General features: G+C 60.8%; 20 protein-coding genes. 6 read left to right on the top strand and 14 right to left on the bottom strand.

The window, feature by feature from the left end:
• Position 1: 1 nt before the first annotated feature.
• Complete coding sequence (gene putA, locus Q0025_RS03040) at positions 2 to 3,085, bottom strand: bifunctional proline dehydrogenase/L-glutamate gamma-semialdehyde dehydrogenase PutA (RefSeq protein ID WP_297295879.1); 3,084 nt, start codon at positions 3,083 to 3,085, stop codon at positions 2 to 4.
• A gap of 147 nt (positions 3,086 to 3,232) precedes the next feature.
• Between putA and Q0025_RS03035 the strand changes: the two genes are divergently transcribed.
• Both Q0025_RS03035 and Q0025_RS03030 read left to right on the top strand, forming a co-directional pair.
• Complete coding sequence (locus Q0025_RS03035; protein WP_297295877.1) at positions 3,233 to 3,424, top strand: DUF6494 family protein; 192 nt, start codon at positions 3,233 to 3,235, stop codon at positions 3,422 to 3,424.
• 185 nt (positions 3,425 to 3,609) lie between these two features.
• Positions 3,610 to 3,978: an SPW repeat protein gene (locus Q0025_RS03030; protein ID WP_297295875.1), complete on the top strand. Its 369-nt coding sequence runs from the start codon at positions 3,610 to 3,612 to the stop codon at positions 3,976 to 3,978.
• A gap of 529 nt (positions 3,979 to 4,507) precedes the next feature.
• Here Q0025_RS03030 and Q0025_RS03025 read toward each other — a convergent pair.
• The 6 genes from Q0025_RS03025 to Q0025_RS03000 form a co-directional block, all read right to left on the bottom strand.
• The gene (locus Q0025_RS03025; RefSeq protein ID WP_297295873.1) at positions 4,508 to 4,840 is read right to left on the bottom strand and encodes a hypothetical protein; all 333 of its coding nucleotides are present in this window, start codon (positions 4,838 to 4,840) and stop codon (positions 4,508 to 4,510) included.
• A 2-nt stretch (positions 4,841 to 4,842) separates the two neighbouring features.
• Positions 4,843 to 5,403 carry a cysteine hydrolase gene (locus Q0025_RS03020; RefSeq protein ID WP_297295872.1) on the bottom strand — a complete coding sequence of 187 codons (561 nt, stop codon included), beginning with the start codon at positions 5,401 to 5,403 and terminating at the stop codon, positions 4,843 to 4,845.
• Between the two features lie 64 nt (positions 5,404 to 5,467).
• Positions 5,468 to 5,914, bottom strand: a complete 447-nt coding sequence (locus tag Q0025_RS03015) for a MarR family transcriptional regulator (RefSeq protein WP_297295870.1) — start codon at positions 5,912 to 5,914, stop codon at positions 5,468 to 5,470.
• A gap of 95 nt (positions 5,915 to 6,009) precedes the next feature.
• Positions 6,010 to 7,455: a hypothetical protein gene (locus tag Q0025_RS03010; RefSeq protein WP_297295868.1), complete on the bottom strand. Its 1,446-nt coding sequence runs from the start codon at positions 7,453 to 7,455 to the stop codon at positions 6,010 to 6,012.
• A 117-nt stretch (positions 7,456 to 7,572) separates the two neighbouring features.
• Entirely contained in the window at positions 7,573 to 8,007 is a 435-nt protein-coding gene (locus tag Q0025_RS03005; protein WP_297295866.1) for a DUF3147 family protein, read from the bottom strand.
• The gene (locus Q0025_RS03000) at positions 8,007 to 8,483 is read right to left on the bottom strand and encodes a DUF3147 family protein (protein ID WP_366939383.1); all 477 of its coding nucleotides are present in this window, start codon (positions 8,481 to 8,483) and stop codon (positions 8,007 to 8,009) included. The genes Q0025_RS03005 and Q0025_RS03000 overlap by 1 nt, the downstream gene beginning before the upstream one ends.
• 476 nt (positions 8,484 to 8,959) lie before the next feature.
• Between Q0025_RS03000 and Q0025_RS02995 the strand changes: the two genes are divergently transcribed.
• Positions 8,960 to 9,454: a ferritin-like domain-containing protein gene (locus Q0025_RS02995; RefSeq protein WP_297295864.1), complete on the top strand. Its 495-nt coding sequence runs from the start codon at positions 8,960 to 8,962 to the stop codon at positions 9,452 to 9,454.
• 50 nt (positions 9,455 to 9,504) lie between these two features.
• Here the strand turns inward: Q0025_RS02995 and Q0025_RS02990 are convergent, their stop codons facing one another.
• Complete coding sequence (locus tag Q0025_RS02990) at positions 9,505 to 10,041, bottom strand: inorganic diphosphatase (protein WP_297295863.1); 537 nt, start codon at positions 10,039 to 10,041, stop codon at positions 9,505 to 9,507.
• Positions 10,042 to 10,703: 662 nt separating this feature from the next.
• On the opposite strand from Q0025_RS02990, the gene Q0025_RS02985 reads away from it, so the two are divergent.
• Positions 10,704 to 11,099: a PRC-barrel domain-containing protein gene (locus Q0025_RS02985; RefSeq protein WP_297295861.1), complete on the top strand. Its 396-nt coding sequence runs from the start codon at positions 10,704 to 10,706 to the stop codon at positions 11,097 to 11,099.
• Between the two features lie 132 nt (positions 11,100 to 11,231).
• Here Q0025_RS02985 and Q0025_RS02980 read toward each other — a convergent pair whose 3' ends face one another.
• The 3 genes from Q0025_RS02980 to Q0025_RS02970 form a co-directional block, all read right to left on the bottom strand.
• Positions 11,232 to 11,753, bottom strand: a complete 522-nt coding sequence (locus Q0025_RS02980) for a DUF892 family protein (protein WP_297295859.1) — start codon at positions 11,751 to 11,753, stop codon at positions 11,232 to 11,234.
• Positions 11,754 to 11,790: 37 nt separating this feature from the next.
• The gene (locus Q0025_RS02975; protein ID WP_297295857.1) at positions 11,791 to 11,973 is read right to left on the bottom strand and encodes a DUF6496 domain-containing protein; all 183 of its coding nucleotides are present in this window, start codon (positions 11,971 to 11,973) and stop codon (positions 11,791 to 11,793) included.
• 65 nt (positions 11,974 to 12,038) lie between these two features.
• On the bottom strand, positions 12,039 to 12,323 hold the full coding sequence (locus tag Q0025_RS02970; RefSeq protein WP_297295855.1) for a DUF3175 domain-containing protein: 285 nt from the start codon (positions 12,321 to 12,323) through the stop codon (positions 12,039 to 12,041).
• Between the two features lie 305 nt (positions 12,324 to 12,628).
• Here Q0025_RS02970 and Q0025_RS02965 point away from each other — a divergent pair, with 305 nt between their 5' ends.
• A complete protein-coding gene (locus Q0025_RS02965; RefSeq protein WP_297295853.1) occupies positions 12,629 to 13,660 on the top strand; it encodes an SDR family NAD(P)-dependent oxidoreductase in 1,032 nt (343 codons plus the stop codon).
• Positions 13,661 to 13,740: 80 nt separating this feature from the next.
• Here Q0025_RS02965 and Q0025_RS02960 read toward each other — a convergent pair whose 3' ends face one another.
• The 3 genes from Q0025_RS02960 to Q0025_RS02950 form a co-directional block, all read right to left on the bottom strand.
• Complete coding sequence (locus tag Q0025_RS02960; protein ID WP_297295935.1) at positions 13,741 to 14,094, bottom strand: DUF1236 domain-containing protein; 354 nt, start codon at positions 14,092 to 14,094, stop codon at positions 13,741 to 13,743.
• A gap of 251 nt (positions 14,095 to 14,345) precedes the next feature.
• Positions 14,346 to 14,555: a CsbD family protein gene (locus Q0025_RS02955; protein WP_297295852.1), complete on the bottom strand. Its 210-nt coding sequence runs from the start codon at positions 14,553 to 14,555 to the stop codon at positions 14,346 to 14,348.
• 105 nt (positions 14,556 to 14,660) lie between these two features.
• A complete protein-coding gene (locus Q0025_RS02950; RefSeq protein WP_297295851.1) occupies positions 14,661 to 15,812 on the bottom strand; it encodes a DUF1236 domain-containing protein in 1,152 nt (383 codons plus the stop codon).
• 84 nt (positions 15,813 to 15,896) lie between these two features.
• Here Q0025_RS02950 and Q0025_RS02945 point away from each other — a divergent pair, with 84 nt between their 5' ends.
• Positions 15,897 to 16,211 carry a hypothetical protein gene (locus tag Q0025_RS02945; protein ID WP_297295849.1) on the top strand — a complete coding sequence of 105 codons (315 nt, stop codon included), beginning with the start codon at positions 15,897 to 15,899 and terminating at the stop codon, positions 16,209 to 16,211.
• Positions 16,212 to 16,500: the final 289 nt, after the last annotated feature.

The following is a 16,500-nucleotide window of genomic DNA, read 5'->3' as shown; positions in this document are numbered from 1 at the left end:
GTCAGGAAAGATTGAACAAGGCCGGATCGCCGCCTTGCGCCGCGATATTGACGCTGACCGCACGTTCCGTCGCATAGCGCAACAACGAATGCGGGCCACCCGCCTTTGGCCCGGTGCCGGATAGACCAAGACCGCCGAATGGCTGGACTCCGACCACAGCACCGGTGATGGCGCGATTGACATAGACATTCCCAGCCGGAACCAGGCGCTGCACGTGATCGACGAAGGATTCGATGCGGCTATGAATGCCGAGCGTCAAGCCATAGCCGCTCGCGCGCAGCGGCGCGGCAGCCGCTGCGACCTGTTCCGGATCATAACGGACCACGTGCAGGATGGGCCCGAAAACTTCCCGCTGTAAAAATCCGGCGGAGGGAAGCTCGGCGAGCAGGGGGCCAAAATAAAAGCCGCTGTCCGGCGCCTTGAGCTGGTACAGGACCTTCGCATCGCGACGCAAGCGTTCGGCGTGAGCTTCCAACCCGGCCTTTGCTTGGGCGTCGATGATCGGGCCGATGTCGGTGCTTGGATCGGCGGGATCTCCGAGCACCAGCATCCGCATGGCACCGATCAATCCCTCGATCAGACGATCCGCGGTTTCATAAGGCAGGAAAAGCAGCCGCAACGACGAACAGCGCTGGCCCGCCGAACCGAATGCCGAAACGAGGACATCATCAATCACTTGCTCGCGCAGAGCGGTCGTATCCACGAACAAGGCATTCAAGCCGCCCATTTCCGCAATGAATGGAATGATCGGCCCATGCCGCGCCGCCAAGGCTCGGTTGATGACCGAAGCCGTTTCCGTTCCGCCGGTGAAGGCGACACCGTCGCAAGCGCCATGAGCGACGAGCGCCGCACCGATCGTCTCGCCCGCGCCGGGCAGGAGATGCAGCACGTCCGCCGCAAGCCCTGCGCCGCGGAAAAGGCGCACGGCTTCGGCCGCGATCAGCGGCGTCTGCTCGGCGGGCTTCGCCAAAACAGCATTGCCGGCGGCAAGCGCTGCCGCGACCTGCCCGGTGAAGATCGAAAGCGGAAAATTCCACGGGCTGATGCAAGCGAAGACGCCGCGCCCGCGCAATTGAAGCCGGTTGGTCTCGCCGACAGGGCCGGCCAATTTGCTTTCGGCAAATTGCTGCTCGGCGAGACAGGCGTAGTAGCGGCAAAAATCGATCGCCTCGCGCAGTTCTGCAATTCCATCGCTCAGTGTCCGGCCGGCTTCGCGCGCCAATAGAGCGACGAGCCGGTTGCGGTCGGCTTCGAGCGCGTCGCCCATGGCGCGCAGAACGGCACCGCGACCCTTGCCGCCAAGCGCATCCCAGACCGGCTGCGCCGCTTTGGCGGCGGCAAAAGCCGTTTCCAAATCCTCCATGCTGGCCGATGCAGCGTGCCCGACAACGTGATCGAGCCTGGCGGGCGATACCCGAGCCTCGGCGCTGACGACCCTAAGCCGTCCGCAGACGATCGGGCCCGCGACCAAGGTTTCGGAATCGAGCGCGGTCACCGCGCCGGCGAGTTCGCCCCGCGTGCGAGCCGTCGAAAGATCGGCGCCCGATGCATTGCGGCGCGCCGGTCCATAAAGATCGGCCGGGCGCGGAATGCGCGGATTTCGCGCCGCGCCGATCGACTCGACGGCCTTGATCGGATCCGTGACGACCTCGGCAACGGCTACGCGTTCATCGAGCAAAGCGTGCACGAAGGATGTGTTGGCGCCGTTTTCCAGAAGCCGTCGCACCAGATAAGGCAATAGATCTTCGTGGCTGCCGACCGGCGCATAGACGCGCAGCGGAAAGGCGCCATAACGTTCGAAAGCGCCGGCGTAAAGTGCTTCACCCATGCCATGCAAACGCTGAAATTCGGGAACGGCGCCCTGCGCGCGTGCCATGTCCCGCACAGCCGCCAGCGTATAGGCATTATGCGTCGCGAACTGGGCGTAGAGGGCGGGGTGCGCCGCAAGCAGCACCCGCGCACAGACGAGATAAGACAGGTCCGTTGCGGCCTTCGTCGTGTAGGTCGGATAATCGGGCAGGCCTAGGACTTGCGCGCGTTTGATTTCGCTGTCCCAATAAGCGCCCTTGACCAAGCGCACCATCAGCCGACGACGGCTCGATTGCGCGATGGCGGCCGCCGCCTCGATGACCTGCGGCGCGCGCTTCTGATAGGCTTGTATGGCGAATCCAAGGCCCGGCCAGCCGCCGAGATCGGGCTCATGCGCCAGCCGCGCAAGGATTGCGAGAGAAGGCACGAGCCGGTCGGCTTCTTCCGCATCGAGCGTGAGGTTGATGCCGGCTTTCGCGGCCGCGATCGCCAGGTCCTTCAGGCGTGGATAGAGATCGCCCCCCACGCGCTCCATTTGGCGCGGCTCGTAACGCGGCGACAGCGCCGAGAGCTTGACCGAGATGCCGTGGCCGCGCCCCGGTCCGCCGCCTCCCGCCTGTGCAGCCACGAGCGCAAGGGCGGTGGCGTAAGCCGCGTGGTAGCGCTCGGCATCATCCTCGGTCCGGGCCGCTTCCCCCAACATGTCGAAGGAACAGACAAAGCCCTCGTGATGCGCGCGCTTCAATGCGGTCGCGATCGTCGCGCCCAGGACGAATTGCTCGCCCATGATTCGCACCGCTGCGGCGACCGCCGCACGGATGACCGGTTCGCCCAACCGCGCCGCCAGCCGGTGAATGAAGGCGGGAAGATTGTGGATCGCTTCTTGATCGGGCGCGACAAGCTTGCCGGTCAGCATAAGGCTCCAGGTCGAGGCATTGACCAGCAGACTGTCGGAGTGCCCGACATGCCTCGCCCAATCCGCCGAAGCGATCTTGGCCGCGATCAGGCGGTCGCGGGTTTTCTGGTCTGGCGTGCGAAGCAGAGCCTCGGCAAGGCACATGAGCGCGAGGCCCTCGGGAGTCGAGAGACTGAACTCCTGCAGAAAGCTCTCGACGGCCCCACGACGCCGAGGCCGGCGGGCGGCGCTGACCAGGGCCTCCGCCTCCAGCTGGACCCTGGCGCGCGCATCGGGGTCGAGCGGCGGGGCAGCAAGCGCTGCCGCCAAAGCAGTATGCTCATCCGCAAACTTCAGGTCATCGAGCTCATCGAAGGACATGTTGGCATCTAACGACTCGGCCGCGCAAACCATCATATCGCGCAATGGCGGCCAAATCGATCGCAGGGGAATTTCGTGCCCCGGCCGGAAAGATTGGATACATATCGCTTTCTTCTCATGCCATGTTCGCAATGAAGGAGACGCATGATGGACGAGGATAGCTTTAACATTGCCGTGCGCAAATTCCTCAAGGAGGTCGGCGTAACCTCACAAAGAGAGATCGAGCGCATCGTCCGCGAGAACAAGGTCGATGGCAGGGAGCTGAAGCTGCGGATGACGCTCACGGCTGAGAATGCGCCGCTCCGCCATGTCGTCGAGACGACCATCGATCTCAGTTGAGAGAGGCACCCAGGGCTTCCACCGTGCGCTCCGGGGCCCAGAGAAAATTTTCGCATCATTCTTTAACGCCGGAACGATGACTTCGGTGAACGCGTTGAGGACCGCGGCTTGCCGGCCTCCACGGCTCGCGGTGGTTTCGCGACATGATCCTGGCTGGACGTGCGCGCCGCTTTTCGGAGGTGCAAATGCCCAATCACTCCGATGTCGATAAAGCGTCTCGTTACGATGGCGTCGTACTCATCCTCGCGCTCTTGCTGATCGCCGCGCCGTGGTTCTTGGGCTATTCGGACGATGATCGCGCGATGGCATCGAGCCTCGTCGCGGGCGTCGCGATTTTCGCCTGCGTGACTTCGACCCTCAGCGAATTCACCCGTGCGTTTAGAGAGGTCGATGTCGGGCTCGGCCTGCTGACGGCAGCGGCGCCTTTGCTTTTGGGTTTTGGCGCCGATCACAGGGCAGCCATCGCGCATCTCGTCATCGGCGGCCTCGTGACATTGATTTCGGCCGGGGAATTGCTGTTGCCGGCGCCTCCGCCGCCGCATGTTTCGACGTGAGCGCCGGGCGGACTATGCGATCAGCCCCCGGCTCGCTGTTATGCGGCTCCCTTTTTGCGGCCAGCGCGATGGCCTCCGGCGCTCTCTCATTGCCAGAATGCTTGTTGACAGAACGCTTGGAGGCGCAAATATGATCGGTGTCGCACCTCGACGGAAGGAGATCTTCCCAATCGGAAAGATTTCGAACCTGAAAGGCAGAGCCCGCTGTTTCTGGAGCTTTTTGCTCAAGAATGCGGTGAGGAGCGACACTGTTGGGCCAATCAGGCAAGGAGGTTTGATGACTCCACCGGGCCAGTCTTGGAGACCGTGAGCTAATCACGGTCACGGTTCGGATCTTTTGCCGGAGCGCTCCGGCAAGGTGACGGGCCGCCGACAATTCAAAATTTGGGCGCCATCCAAGCACGAAGGCCAAGTGCAGAGGATGACGCGAACCTATCAGCGAAAAGCAGACGATTCGCTCTAAGCGAATAAAGGCCCCGTTCAGCAACAGGCTGCGGGGCCATCGCTTGGTTCGCGAGATGGGCAGCGATCAGAGCCTACGCGTCGGAACATTGCCGCCGTAAAACCGCCCGAACAGGCGCGCGGACATGACGGCAATCGCCAAAGCGCCGATTCCAACAGCGGTGACGTGATCGGCGGCGCGGAGATCGAAATCCCCTACCTGGCCGATAAGAAGATAGGCGAAGACAAAGTTCGCAAATCCCCAAAGTACATTCACTGTCGAGGACGAAAGGCCTTTGCCCGGCGGCTTGGCAAAGGGGCTCTGAAAGGGTCGTCCCATCATGCCGCTGACAAAATGCGGCACGGCATTCGCGAGACACGCCCCGCCGAACAGATAAGCGATATCGTGAGGCCAATCCATGGTCAGGCACCCCGCCTCAGGAGGGCGATGATATCCTGTGTCGTACCGGTCTCGCCGATCCGCGGAAAAACGCGCGCGATACTGTGGGCGTGCAAATCGGCGTGCAAGTCGGTCATCGCATCGGTCGCGAGGGTGACGTTGAAGCCGAGCTCAAAGGCTTGGCGAGCCGTGACCTCGACGCCATTGCTGGTAGCGACGCCGGCGATGACGACCTGCGTAACCGCCGATGATCTCAGACGCGCTTCGAGATCCGTATTCGTGAAAGCGCCTGGCGTATGTTTCGTTACGAGATGATCGTGCGGTTGCCGGTTCAACTCGGGGACCAGATCGGTCCACCCTTCCGGATAGTCTCGCCGGCTTCTCGGCTGCTCCGTCCGCCCCGGCGCGCCGCCAGCGACATTGACCAGCACGACCGGCAAGCCATGATCGCGAAAGGCCTCCGCCAGTGCCGCGGCCTGCTTCACCACGCCCTCCATCGGATGGACGGTTGGAAGTGAAATGAGGCCTTTCTGAAGATCGACGACAATGAGTGCCGAGTTCGGATCGAGGGCGGTCACGGACACGATATTTCCTTTCGGCGAATTGGGAACGCGGCAACCTGCGCGTTGCATCTATGTCTGTAGCGACTTAATCGGCTTCGGCGAGCCGCTTGATCAGGGCGGTTGCGGACAGGAGCACCCGCCGCTCGTCGGGATCGAGTTTGGCCATGGCGGCCAGCAGCCATTTCTGTTTTGCGGCGTTACGCTTTCGCCTCGCCTCGACACCTTCGGCGGTCAACGCAAATAACACCTGACGACCATCTGTCGGATGGGGATGACGCTTGACGAGGCCTTCGCGCTCCAACTCAGCGAGCGTGGCGCCCATGGACTGCGGCTTCACCGATTCTGCCCGCGCAAGGTCCGCCGTCGTCGTTGGACCGGCCTTCTCAAGCCGAGCCAAGGCCACGGTCTGCGACCATGTCAGCCCGTCGGGATTCGATTCCGCGCGCAAGCGCCGCAAGAGCTGACCAATCGCGAGCGAAAGCTCGGTAACGGCCGTCTCTAGGGGTATTGAGGTCTCGGAAGACGCTTTCATGCGCAGACGATAGGATAAAACAGGAAAACTTGCAAGCTATCCTTTTATACCTCATCGTGCCGCGATCGCTGCGGCCAGCACTCTTTCTGCATCGGTCATTCGCATTTGGGGGTCCGGCCGAAGGCTTTGACAGAGCCATCCGCGGGGACGTTTTCGAGCCTCGTGGAAGCCCATTGTCGCGGAAACGAGAGCACCGTCGCATCATGGATAGGCGAAGCAGAGACCACTTGCCCCGGCGATTTGTCTCGCAATGTGCGGCTCACCAAAGCGAGAAGCTGCCGTTCCGCTGTCGTAAAGCCATCGCCGCTTCCGACGAGGCAGCATTCCGGAATGCGGAAAGTCAGCGCAGTCAAAAGCAGAGCCGCGCCGCAGATAACGCCGAGACATTTCGCCGGCGCAATTCGAGCAAAGGTCGCGCACAGATCAAGCGGCGGAAAGGGCAGGAGCGATGCGAATTCTCCGGCGCAAATCAACGGAATCGTCATCATATTGATCGCAACGATCCAACGCCCCCAATCGGCGCCGACCACAAATAGCGGTGCCACCCCCACGGCGCAGAGCGCAAATAACCTGGCGGTCCAAGCGGAACGATGGGCCGCGGTTGCGCTACGATCCGGATCAATACAGAAGAGCTGCGTCGTCGCGAGAATATAGGACAGCGAGACGGCCAACGCCAAAAGATAATACCAGGCTGTTCCTTTCAGCACGACATGGAGAGTTTCGCCGAGTTCGCGCATCGTGCTCCAGCCCATCGCCGAGATGCCGCCGGCGATCTCGCCATTGTTCGAAATGAGTGCGCGGTCGGCGGGATTGAGACCGCGCCAAATCATCCGAGCGGAATTCTCGTCGCCCTTGAACATCATGAGCGTCAGGAATAGGCCGAGCATCGCAATGCCGTAGAACAGCGCCACGCTCATCCGCGAAGCCGGCCAGCGAATGCAACCGATCCAATAGAGAACGATGATCGAGGGAACTGCACCGATGAAGAGAAACGCCTCGTGCGTAAAGCTCAGCGCGACAGAGAGGATCGCGATCAAGCCGCAATTGAGACTGTCGAGCAGATTTGACGCCGGCCCGCGAGCGGTGCGCCGCGCGGTGAGATAAATCAGGCAAATGAGCGCGATATAGACGTAGAAGAGCAATTCTTTGCGGTAATAGAATTCATTTCCAAACTGCATCGACCAGAGTCCGCCAGGGACCAACATGAATAGAATGGCGGCGAGCGCGCCGAGCCGGCGCGATAAGATCAGAAGCAAAGATGTCGCAAGAACCAGCGTCGCGAAATTCGCCAAGACGATCATGTTGACGATTGGCGCGGCGGGCTGGCCTCGCGCGTAGAGGCCGATCAAATAGCCGGCAAGTCCGCGCCGCACGAAGCCGGCGCTGTAATTGACCAGCCAATCGGAAAACGCCCAAGGGGTCCACTTCAGCGCATCGGGAGAAAGCACGGTGTGGCGATAGCAGAGATAGATGAGAAGGTCGGACAGAAGCGCGACGCCGAGCCATTTGAGCGGAGACGTTGGCGACTTTGCGAGGACCATGACAGGGTCTCCTCTCCAATCCTTAATGCAAAGCTGCGGTCTGGGTTCCTTGTCTTGGACTTGGCAACTGGCGCCCCCAACGCGTGCGACGCAACATCGGCTATCGCTGCAGGTCTGCTAGCAATGTGCCATCGACCGGCCCCGACGGCGCAGACGCCAGGCGAGCATCGACACAGCGAACCAGACGAACATCGCCAGGCCCAGCGCGAGCGCCGGACTCGTTTCGATCAGCGCCCAGATGACCGCGGCGAAGGCAGCAAGGCCGAAGCTTCCCAGCACCGTGCCGGAGGCGTCGAGCGCTGCCGCGTCCTTGCCGCGCCGGGCGCCGGAAAGTCCGGCCTGCTCCTTCCGTTCCCTGACGTGCTTTTCAATCATGGTCGCGCTCGCCGGAAAGATAGCCGGGAAGGCGAGAAAGAGACCGCCGATGATCGGCCCGAATCGGGCGGCGATCAGGCCCGCGAAGACGGTCGTCGCGCCGCCCAGCACAAATCGGATCGCGTATTCGTACCAGCGCGTTTCTCGTAAGGCATTTGGCTTGATCCCGATAATCATCAGAGACCGAGAAATGTCTGTTGAAGCCCAAAAGCAACCAGCAGCCAGGCGCCCAAGGCCGCTACCGTCGCCGCCGGGGAAGAGATACGAAACTTTTTCAGTAGGACGCAGACTGTCCAGCTATAGGCCGCCAACGCGAGTGCGCCGACAACCATGGAACGGCCCTCCGCCGCGGCGAATGATGCGCCTTTTTCCTGAATAGCGATGAGCAAGGTCGCGACGGCGATCGAAGGCGCCGCGCCGAATAGGCCGGCGAAGCTCTTCGGCCGCAATAGGTCGCCGAGGACCGCAAAAGCCGACACCGCAATGCCCCCGACCACAAACCGCAATACATATTCGAGCATGGACGTTTCCTTTGATTTTGTTCTGAAAAGAAAACGTTTGTTCCGATGGTCGGCTCTGCGCTTCGCTACCGTGCGACGAGTGTCGATGTCTCGATTCCCAATTGAATTGCACGAATGCCCGCCGGTGCTCATGCGAGGCGCATCATGGATCCGTGAGCTGCAATGATGATGCCTTCGGTCCGCGCCCAGCTTAAGAATGCGGCCCGTGCGTCGACAGATGCGGCATCAGGACCGCGACCGCGATGATTGCGATAATTCCGATTACGGCCAGATAGATCAGGAAGCGCCGCGCAACGTCTTGCATGTTTCTCGGACCGTTAGCCATTTGATCCTCTCACCTGACCCATCGCGGCCACGCAGCCGCCCCAGACGTAAGAGGTTTCGCCTTGATCGGTCGCTACGCCCAATTCCGGCACGCCGATCACGTTCCATCTTCCTGCGGACTCGCGCCCGCACGCGCCTAGCAATCGAAGCGTCAGCGCTGCGATGAGGGTCGTGCCGATCGCGACCCTCGAGATGTATTTGCCGGAACGTATAAATTTTCTGCCGGTTATAGGTGACCGCATGCGGTGCCCCCCAAGCGGATCGCAATCGTTTAGGAGACAGCAATGACGAAACAGGCCAAGGACCTCAACGCGCTTTTCTATGAAACGCTCAAAGACATTTATTTTGCCGAAAAGCAGATTCTACGCGCCTTGCCGAAAATGGCAAAGGCGGCCCAGACCGACGACTTACGCCACGCCTTCGAAGAGCATCGCGATCAAACGCAAGGTCACGTCGACCGCCTCGACCAAATATTCGAGATGATCGACAAGCCGGCACGCGGCAAGACCTGCGACGCAATCCTCGGCATCATCGAAGAAGGAAAAGAAGTCATCGAGGACTTCAGCGACACGGAGGCCTTGGATCCAGGCCTTCTTGCGGCAGCGCAATCTGTCGAGCATTACGAAATCAGCCGTTATGGGACGTTGAAAACCTGGGCCGCGGAATTGGGGCTGAAGGATGCCGTGCCTTTGCTCGAAGCCACGCTCCAGGAAGAAAAGAAAACGGACGAATTACTTTCTCGGATTGCAACGCGATCGGTCAATCGCCATGCCGCGTGAATGATCGTCTAATGATGAGGACGCCCGTGACTGGGGAAGGCGCGGGCTCCTTAAGAACCCGCCCTCTTCTTCTTGAAACGCTTGATACTCTTCTCGACAAGCGCCATCGCGGCTTTGTCATCGCAGTTCCCGAGCGAGCGAAACTTTCGTCCCTCCTCTTTATTATATTGCACGAAAAATTCCGCGACTTCGTCCAAGAGCCCAGGCCGCAAGTCGTCGAGCTTGTGCACCCCCTGGTGCTGATGACTGTGTCTGACAACCGCAAGCAGACGGTCGTTGCGCAGCCAATCTCCGCCCTGTTCGCGCTGCTCAGCGACGATTCCGCCGATGAGCCGGGCCTTGAGGCGGCACCCGGTCATCGCCGGCTGATCGATAAGCACAAGAACATCGAGCGGATCGCCATCATCCGCAAGCGTCGAAGGGATAAACCCGAAATCGTAGGGAAAGCTCATGCCCTCGGGCAGCGTTTTTGCCAATTCAAAAACATCGGCGGCGGGATCATAATCGTATTTGTGGCTGCTTCCCCTGGGCGTTTCGATGATCACCGTGAGGTCGCCAGCCTCATCGAAAGTCGGCAAATCAGACAAAATGCGCGTTCCGCCCCTCATAATTCGGCCGAGCCTCCAGCATTGACTTTGAGGGAAAAGATGACTGCCCGACTCCGAGCAGTCATCTTGACTTTTCGATCAGCGATGGACGAAGACAAACAGCGCGTAGACTGTGCACTTGCCATCTATAAAACCCTTCTCCTTCCCATGACATCGAAACCAAAGGCGCAGTTTGTAGTTCCGCGCCGAGGTATCTTTCTCGTCATATTTCCCATACTGCGCTGATCGCGGTTGCCGGTCTTTTCTTTCTCCCGAGGACGCCGCTCGCTCTTTTAGTCGTGCTTTCAGGAATGCCCGCGTCCTCGGATGCGTCTGCTTGCGAGTCGCTGTCGAATGTCGATGACGCAGCCTGCATGCAATGGGCGCCGATCACAGGCAACATCGTCAAAGATGCCTGTACAATTGCAGCGCTCGACGTGCCGATCTCCGCAAGCCCCGTCGGCCAAGCGCCCCGATTTGGTCGTCTGCGTCTCTGCATAAGATGCGCGACGAAGCCTTGGCGCGGCAGGCGCAATATTGCGCCGCCGACCCAACGCAAAACCGACGACGTCGCCGCTTCACCCGCGCTGTTTGGGTTTCGAAGGAACGCAAAGCGCCCCAGCCGCGTTCGAGAGCCGCATAGAATCCTGGAGGATAAAACCATGCTTACGAAGCTTATGGCCGCGGCTGTTTTTGCCGCCGCAAGCACTTTTGTTGTGGCCGAGAGCAACGCCGCGTTTGCGGCGAACGATTCCTCGCTCACCACCGATCATTGGCTCGCGTCAGACGTCTACCAAGCCTCAGTCTATGACCCGAACCAAAATAAGATCGGCAGCGTCGATGATCTCGTGATCAGCAAGGATGGTTCGGTTTCAAAGGCGGTCATCGGCGTCGGTGGTTTCCTCGGCGTCGGTCAAAAGGACGTCGCGATCCCGTTCACCGAGCTCAAGGTGGCGTCCAACAACGACAAGTCTTGGCTCGTCCTGAACATGACGAAGGACCAACTCAAGGCGGCGCCCGCGTTTGACAAGGCGTCCGAAAAAGCCCCGGCGCAATAGCGTCACCGCGCGGCCTTGCGCATCAATCCGCGCAAGGTCGCGTCTCTCGCCGGCCATTTCAACGCAACTGCGCCAACGCGCCGGTACTGGCATGACGTTTCCGAGGTCAGCCTCGTTTCGGCCTGGGGCTCGCTAATGCGCTGCGGCGCGGCCTTCCTCGCAGCGCAATTTGAGATATTGCTCCAGCGTCGGCGTCATGTGCTCGTGCAGCCATTGGGCCATGGCTTGTTCCTCGGCCAGGCAGGATTCGAGGAGAGAAACGGCCGTCGGCTGCTCCGCCTTCTCCGCGAGTACGATCATGCCTTCGTAGGCGCAAATCTCATAGCTCGCGAGTCCGTAGGTGATCATGCTGCTTTTGATAATATCGTCGTCGAGCGACCCGGTCATTGCGCCCGCGAGACGACCCATCATCGACATCGCGGAATCCTCAACCGAGGAGAGGTCCTCCCCGAGATCTTGCAGGACGACCTCGAGCCGGCGCATCTCGTTGTCTTTGTCGGAAAGATGCGCGATCAAACGTTGCTTGGCATCTGGATAATCGTCAAGCCGATCGATCACGCGGTCCATCATCGCCTTGGCGTTCTTCTGGATTGCATGGAGATTGCGCGCCTCATTCGCGAGCAATTCTCGGGAGAGGCTTCGGACATCGGACATCGGACGCTCCTGGTCGCGGCGGGTCTTGAGGCTTGAATTACGAGGCCTTGCGCTTGGGCACTTTTTTCCCTTTTGCGCGCGCCTCGTTCAAGCCAACCGCAATGGCTTGCTTCTTACTCTTCGCGGTCTTTCCGCTGCGCCCGCTTTTCAGCGTACCGGCCTTGCGGCGGTGCATGGCGCTTTTGACGTCCTTGCTGGCTGATTGCGATTTTCTCGGCATGTTCCGTTCCTCTATAGATGCCGGAAAACGCCAATAGCGCCTCGATGTTCCTATCAAGTCGAAAGCTAGCGTTCGCGGCCGAACAGTCGCCTCAGCGCACCTTTAGCGGCTTCGAGCTTACGCTTGCGCTGGGCCGAGACATTCGTGCCGGCGCGATTGATATAAAAGGTCAGCATCGACATCGCCGATCGATACGGATCGGCCTTGCGGCGATGGCTTTTCTCCGCCGCGCGTTTGAGCGAACGCGCGATCGTTGTGGGGTTATCGGAAGTAAAGGTCTTCGACGCGAGGTCGAGCGCATCGCTATGTTCGGTCACATCTGCCGACCATTTTTCTTGCGTCTTCGCCATCGGGGTCTCCTGAGTCGCCGCCTTGGCAAGGTCGTAACCGGCCCGTCGAAGCGCCGCTTACGACCGCGGGCGGTCGGGCGATGGTCATGCGCGCGAGTCCGGATTGGGCCGAGATTTACGCATGAAACAAGAATGGCGCACCCGAGTTCCGCCTGCCGGCGGCAAATTAGGCGGCGGCGCGCTTCCCGGGCGCGCCGGCAAAGGCTCGCCTGTTTGCGGTATCTCTCATCCGGACTTCGGAGGATGAGCAGTGAAATTCCGTTGCGCCACCCATCGAACCCAATCCCTTACGCAAGGATGATTCAATGCAAAACTACGATCCGTTCCGTCGACATTTGCTGTTCAGCGCTGCGGCCGCAGGTGCGGCGGCGGCCGGTGGCGCAGCCGCGCAAATTCGGACCGATCCTCCGCCGCATGAATTGGATGGAAAGCCGATGCCTGAGCCCAATGCTTCGGTCAGCGCCGGACCGGTGCGGCCGGGGCGCGGAAGTACCCTGACCGGGAAAGTTGCGTTGGTGACCGGGGCAGCGCGCGGGATTGGCCGCGCGATCGCGGTCGAATTTGCTGCCAACGGCGCCGACGTGATTGCGCTCGACATCGCCGGTCCTGTATCGGCGGCGTCGAATGCCGTGCCAGCGACCCCGGCCGAGCTTGAAGAGACCGTGCGCCTGATTAAGACTTACGGCCGCAGGGGCGAGGCCATCCGCGCGGATATCCGCGACATCGGCGCTTTGCGCCGGATCGCCGACGATATCGATACGAGATATGGGCGGATCGACATCGTCGTCGCCAATGCAGCGATCCAACGCTGGTCGCCGCTTGTCGAAATGACCGATGCCGATTGGAACGATGTGATCGAAAACAATCTCAACGGTACGGCCAATACGATCCGCGCCTTCGCCCCCACGTTCATAAAGCAGCGCAAGGGGCGCTTTATTCTACTCTCCTCCATGCAAGGCAAGCACGGCACAAAGGATGCCGCAAGCTACTCGGCATCGAAATGGGGTATCATCGGCCTGATGAAATCGGCGGCCATAGAGCTCGGCCAATACGACATTACCGTCAATGCACTGATTCCGGGTCTCGTCGATACGCCTCTGACGCGATACGAGACGCGCTTGCGCGAAAGCATGGCGGAGACGGGTCGCAGCGTGCCGCAGCATCCGACGCCGCAGGAGGCCTGGGATGTCCGCGCGCCGACGGTGCCGCTCAGAGTCGGCTGGCTTGAACCCGAGGATATTTCTCCTGCTGCAGTCTTTCTCGCATCCGACGCCGCGAACATGGTCACCGGCGCGGAATATGAGGTGACCGGCGGGGACAGTGCCAAGGATATATAAAACTCGCGCTTGGCGTCTCGTCCGGGTGTCTCGCAGGGGATCGCCCCGCCCGCCCTCAGGCCGGCGGGGCGTGCATCGCGCTATCGCACGATCTCGACAATACGATGCGAATAGGGATCGACGAGCACCGGTTCGTCATCGACCACGGTATAGCGATATTCGCGAACCCCATATTCCGGCGGAACGTCGTAGTACGTTACGCCCTCGGCCGGAAGAACTGCGCCGACACGAACCGGCCCATCGAAGTCATAGGACCGAATGTGGCGTTCCTCGACATAAGTGCGGAAGCGCGGGCGTTCGTCGACGCCGAGAATGCCGCCGACCGCGCCGGCGGCCGCTCCGACAGTCCCGCCGACGACCGCACCGACAGGGCCCGCGGCCCGTGCCCCTTCGTGCGCGCCTTGGTCAGCGCCGCCGACGATGCCTTGAGCCATAGCTGGCGTGCCGACCGAAACAACCGACAACAGCGCCAGCGGATAGAAAAAGCTCTTGTGAAGATCGACCATTTTCTCCTCCGTTGGTTTCCGCCGGGCCAGCAAAGCTCCGCCCGAACTGATTCGGGCGACGCCGAGCACCGGCCAAGCGCCTCGCAAACACCAGAGCGGCAGAAGCGGTTCCGACATTTTGCAAGCAGAACGGCATCGGCGTAGCAGCCGTCCTGCGACAAAACTTGCAATCGCCGGCATCACCGTTCGTGGGCAGCGGCCTCGTCTGCGGCATCGAGAATATCTTTTCCCGCGTCTTTGACGTCGCCTGCAGTCTCGCGGATCTTGCCTTCGATTTCCTGCGTCTTGCCTTCGGCGACGAGCCGTTCACTGCCGATGCCCTTTCCGAGGTCCTCTTTCGCTTTACCAGCCGCTCGGTTGGCATTGCCCTTAAGCTTTTCGCTGTCCATTCGGCTTCTCCATTTTCCGTCAGGCGGGGAACCCGGTTCCCGCGCCGGAGGTTCCTAACGGACCACGAATGTGGCGGCTGGATCATCCGGCCGCCGGCTTCGGCATCAGCCTTCGGGAATCACATCGACGATGCGATGCGTATCCGGATCAATGATGAGGATGTCGCCCTCGGCGACCAGGAAATAATAGCCGCGATATTGCGGGACGAATGAGACGATATCTTCGGGCAACGGATAGTAATGGTAGCGATCCGGAACGATGACACCGACGTTCATATCAAAATCAACATGGTCGATGGCGCTGACATGCTCTCTGCGTATGGTGTCGACGAAACGACCCCGTTCCGCACCCGCCAACCGAGCGCCGCCGCGAACGCCGCCGCCGGCGAGACCGTTGTGGCGATCGCCCTCGCGCATCGTGTCGCCGGTTGCCAGCCCGCGGTTATGATCGCGTCCATAATCTGCACCGGTGCGCTCGTGTCGCAGGCTTTCGGTCGAATTGCGGCGCATATTGTCTGTGCCTTCCGCCGAATTGCGCCGCGTATGATCGGTATCCGAAGCCGAATTGCGCCGCGTATGGTCCGTGTCCGACGCTGAACCCCTGCGCATATCGCTGCGCACGCCATTTTCGTGGCCAGCCGCGCCACTGGCGGCCCCATGTCGGTCGCTTTCCTGCGCGGCTCTATGCGAAGTTCCTTGCGGTCCGCTGTCGCCCGAGCCCGAATATCCGGCGCTCCCGGAGCCGCTGCTGGCACCGCCGTAATTCTGCGACGCGCTTCCACCTATTGCGCTGCCGCCGGCGGCACCCATGCCGCCACCGCCGGCCCCGCTTGCGCCGGAGTGTTCCTGAGCGGAAGCGAAAGGAGCCGAGAGAGCGAGCGCGACGACAGCCGCGCTCGCGAGTAAATAATTACGCATATGAATTCCTCCATCAAATCGGCTTAAACCGGCGCTGGAACATTGGATGAGCGTGAAAGTTCCAACGGCGCGGGTGCAGCGGATCGCTGCGATTGCCATGAGCCCGGTCGAAGAGCGCGATCGCTTTAGGCTGCGCGCCATCGGCCAAAAGCGTGTGCAAAAAGCGCGGTAAAACCGACGTCGCCGCGCGGCTTGGAACTGGCCGCCGCCTCGTAGATTGTGCGCAAACTGCTCATCGGACAGGCGCGGCAGATGGACCCCAATTGGGCTGAGATCATCGAAGCGTTCGGAACGTGGGCGACGGCCGTATCCGCCGTCGTCGGCTTCGTCTTTGTCCAACGGCAGATCGGTCAGGCTGAACGAACCATCCGGGGAACGACGCACGAACGGCTAACCGCCGAAAGCTTCGAAGTTCTCAGGTTTTTGGCGAGCGTTCCGAGAACCTACCAATATTTCTACCAAGGCAAGGATCTCGATGCCGACGAAGAAAATCGGGAATTCATCCTCTACGCAACCGAAGCCCTGGCGAATTATGTCGAGCACGTTGTGGCGGAAAAGCCCAATATGGCCGAAGCCGATTGGAAGATTTGGCAGCGATTCCTACGCGACACATTTGAGAGAGCGCCGGTCGTCCGCAAGCACCTGGAACGCCACAGCAATTGGTATTCGCCCGAACTTCTCGAAATAGTCAGAGCTGCATCAAATCGGCAGACCACGAGGCCATGCCGTGAGGATTGACGGCTGGCGGCCCGATCTTCGAAGAGGAAATCCTCAGACGGGTCGGCCTAGATTTGCGCCGGATGCTCATCGAAGTCGCGTCCTTCAAATACCGCGCCGCTTTCAGTGATGATTCGATAGAACCGCCTCGCATCCGGCCTGACGTGCGATCGCAGATATTCGAGACCGAGAGCGAAGGACGGGAATTGCCGAATTGCAATGTTCACGGCAGACGGGAGAGCAAACGTGGGGCTAAGATAAAGTCCGCAAGGCTCGTGCAGGTTGAAGGTTGCGACCATGCGAGCGTTCT

It is taken from the genome of uncultured Methylovirgula sp. (assembly GCF_947646745.1).
In the GTDB taxonomy this organism is placed as follows: Bacteria; Pseudomonadota; Alphaproteobacteria; order Rhizobiales; family Beijerinckiaceae; genus Methylovirgula.
This window is presented reverse-complemented; position numbering and strand designations above follow the sequence as displayed.

Excerpts from the sequence above, each read along its gene's own strand:
- putA (WP_297295879.1), bottom strand. The coding sequence starts at position 3,085 with ATGTCCTTCGATGAGCTCGATGACCTGAAGTTTGCGGATGAGCATACT.
- Q0025_RS03035 (WP_297295877.1), top strand. The coding sequence starts at position 3,233 with ATGGACGAGGATAGCTTTAACATTGCCGTGCGCAAATTCCTCAAGGAG.
- Q0025_RS03030 (WP_297295875.1), top strand. The coding sequence starts at position 3,610 with ATGCCCAATCACTCCGATGTCGATAAAGCGTCTCGTTACGATGGCGTC.
- Q0025_RS03025 (WP_297295873.1), bottom strand. The coding sequence starts at position 4,840 with ATGGATTGGCCTCACGATATCGCTTATCTGTTCGGCGGGGCGTGTCTC.
- Q0025_RS03015 (WP_297295870.1), bottom strand. The coding sequence starts at position 5,914 with ATGAAAGCGTCTTCCGAGACCTCAATACCCCTAGAGACGGCCGTTACC.
- Q0025_RS03010 (WP_297295868.1), bottom strand. The coding sequence starts at position 7,455 with ATGGTCCTCGCAAAGTCGCCAACGTCTCCGCTCAAATGGCTCGGCGTC.
- Q0025_RS03005 (WP_297295866.1), bottom strand. The coding sequence starts at position 8,007 with ATGATTATCGGGATCAAGCCAAATGCCTTACGAGAAACGCGCTGGTAC.
- Q0025_RS03000 (WP_366939383.1), bottom strand. The coding sequence starts at position 8,483 with ATGAGCACCGGCGGGCATTCGTGCAATTCAATTGGGAATCGAGACATC.
- Q0025_RS02995 (WP_297295864.1), top strand. The coding sequence starts at position 8,960 with ATGACGAAACAGGCCAAGGACCTCAACGCGCTTTTCTATGAAACGCTC.
- Q0025_RS02985 (WP_297295861.1), top strand. The coding sequence starts at position 10,704 with ATGCTTACGAAGCTTATGGCCGCGGCTGTTTTTGCCGCCGCAAGCACT.
- Q0025_RS02980 (WP_297295859.1), bottom strand. The coding sequence starts at position 11,753 with ATGTCCGATGTCCGAAGCCTCTCCCGAGAATTGCTCGCGAATGAGGCG.
- Q0025_RS02975 (WP_297295857.1), bottom strand. The coding sequence starts at position 11,973 with ATGCCGAGAAAATCGCAATCAGCCAGCAAGGACGTCAAAAGCGCCATG.
- Q0025_RS02970 (WP_297295855.1), bottom strand. The coding sequence starts at position 12,323 with ATGGCGAAGACGCAAGAAAAATGGTCGGCAGATGTGACCGAACATAGC.
- Q0025_RS02965 (WP_297295853.1), top strand. The coding sequence starts at position 12,629 with ATGCAAAACTACGATCCGTTCCGTCGACATTTGCTGTTCAGCGCTGCG.
- Q0025_RS02960 (WP_297295935.1), bottom strand. The coding sequence starts at position 14,094 with ATGGCTCAAGGCATCGTCGGCGGCGCTGACCAAGGCGCGCACGAAGGG.
- Q0025_RS02955 (WP_297295852.1), bottom strand. The coding sequence starts at position 14,555 with ATGGACAGCGAAAAGCTTAAGGGCAATGCCAACCGAGCGGCTGGTAAA.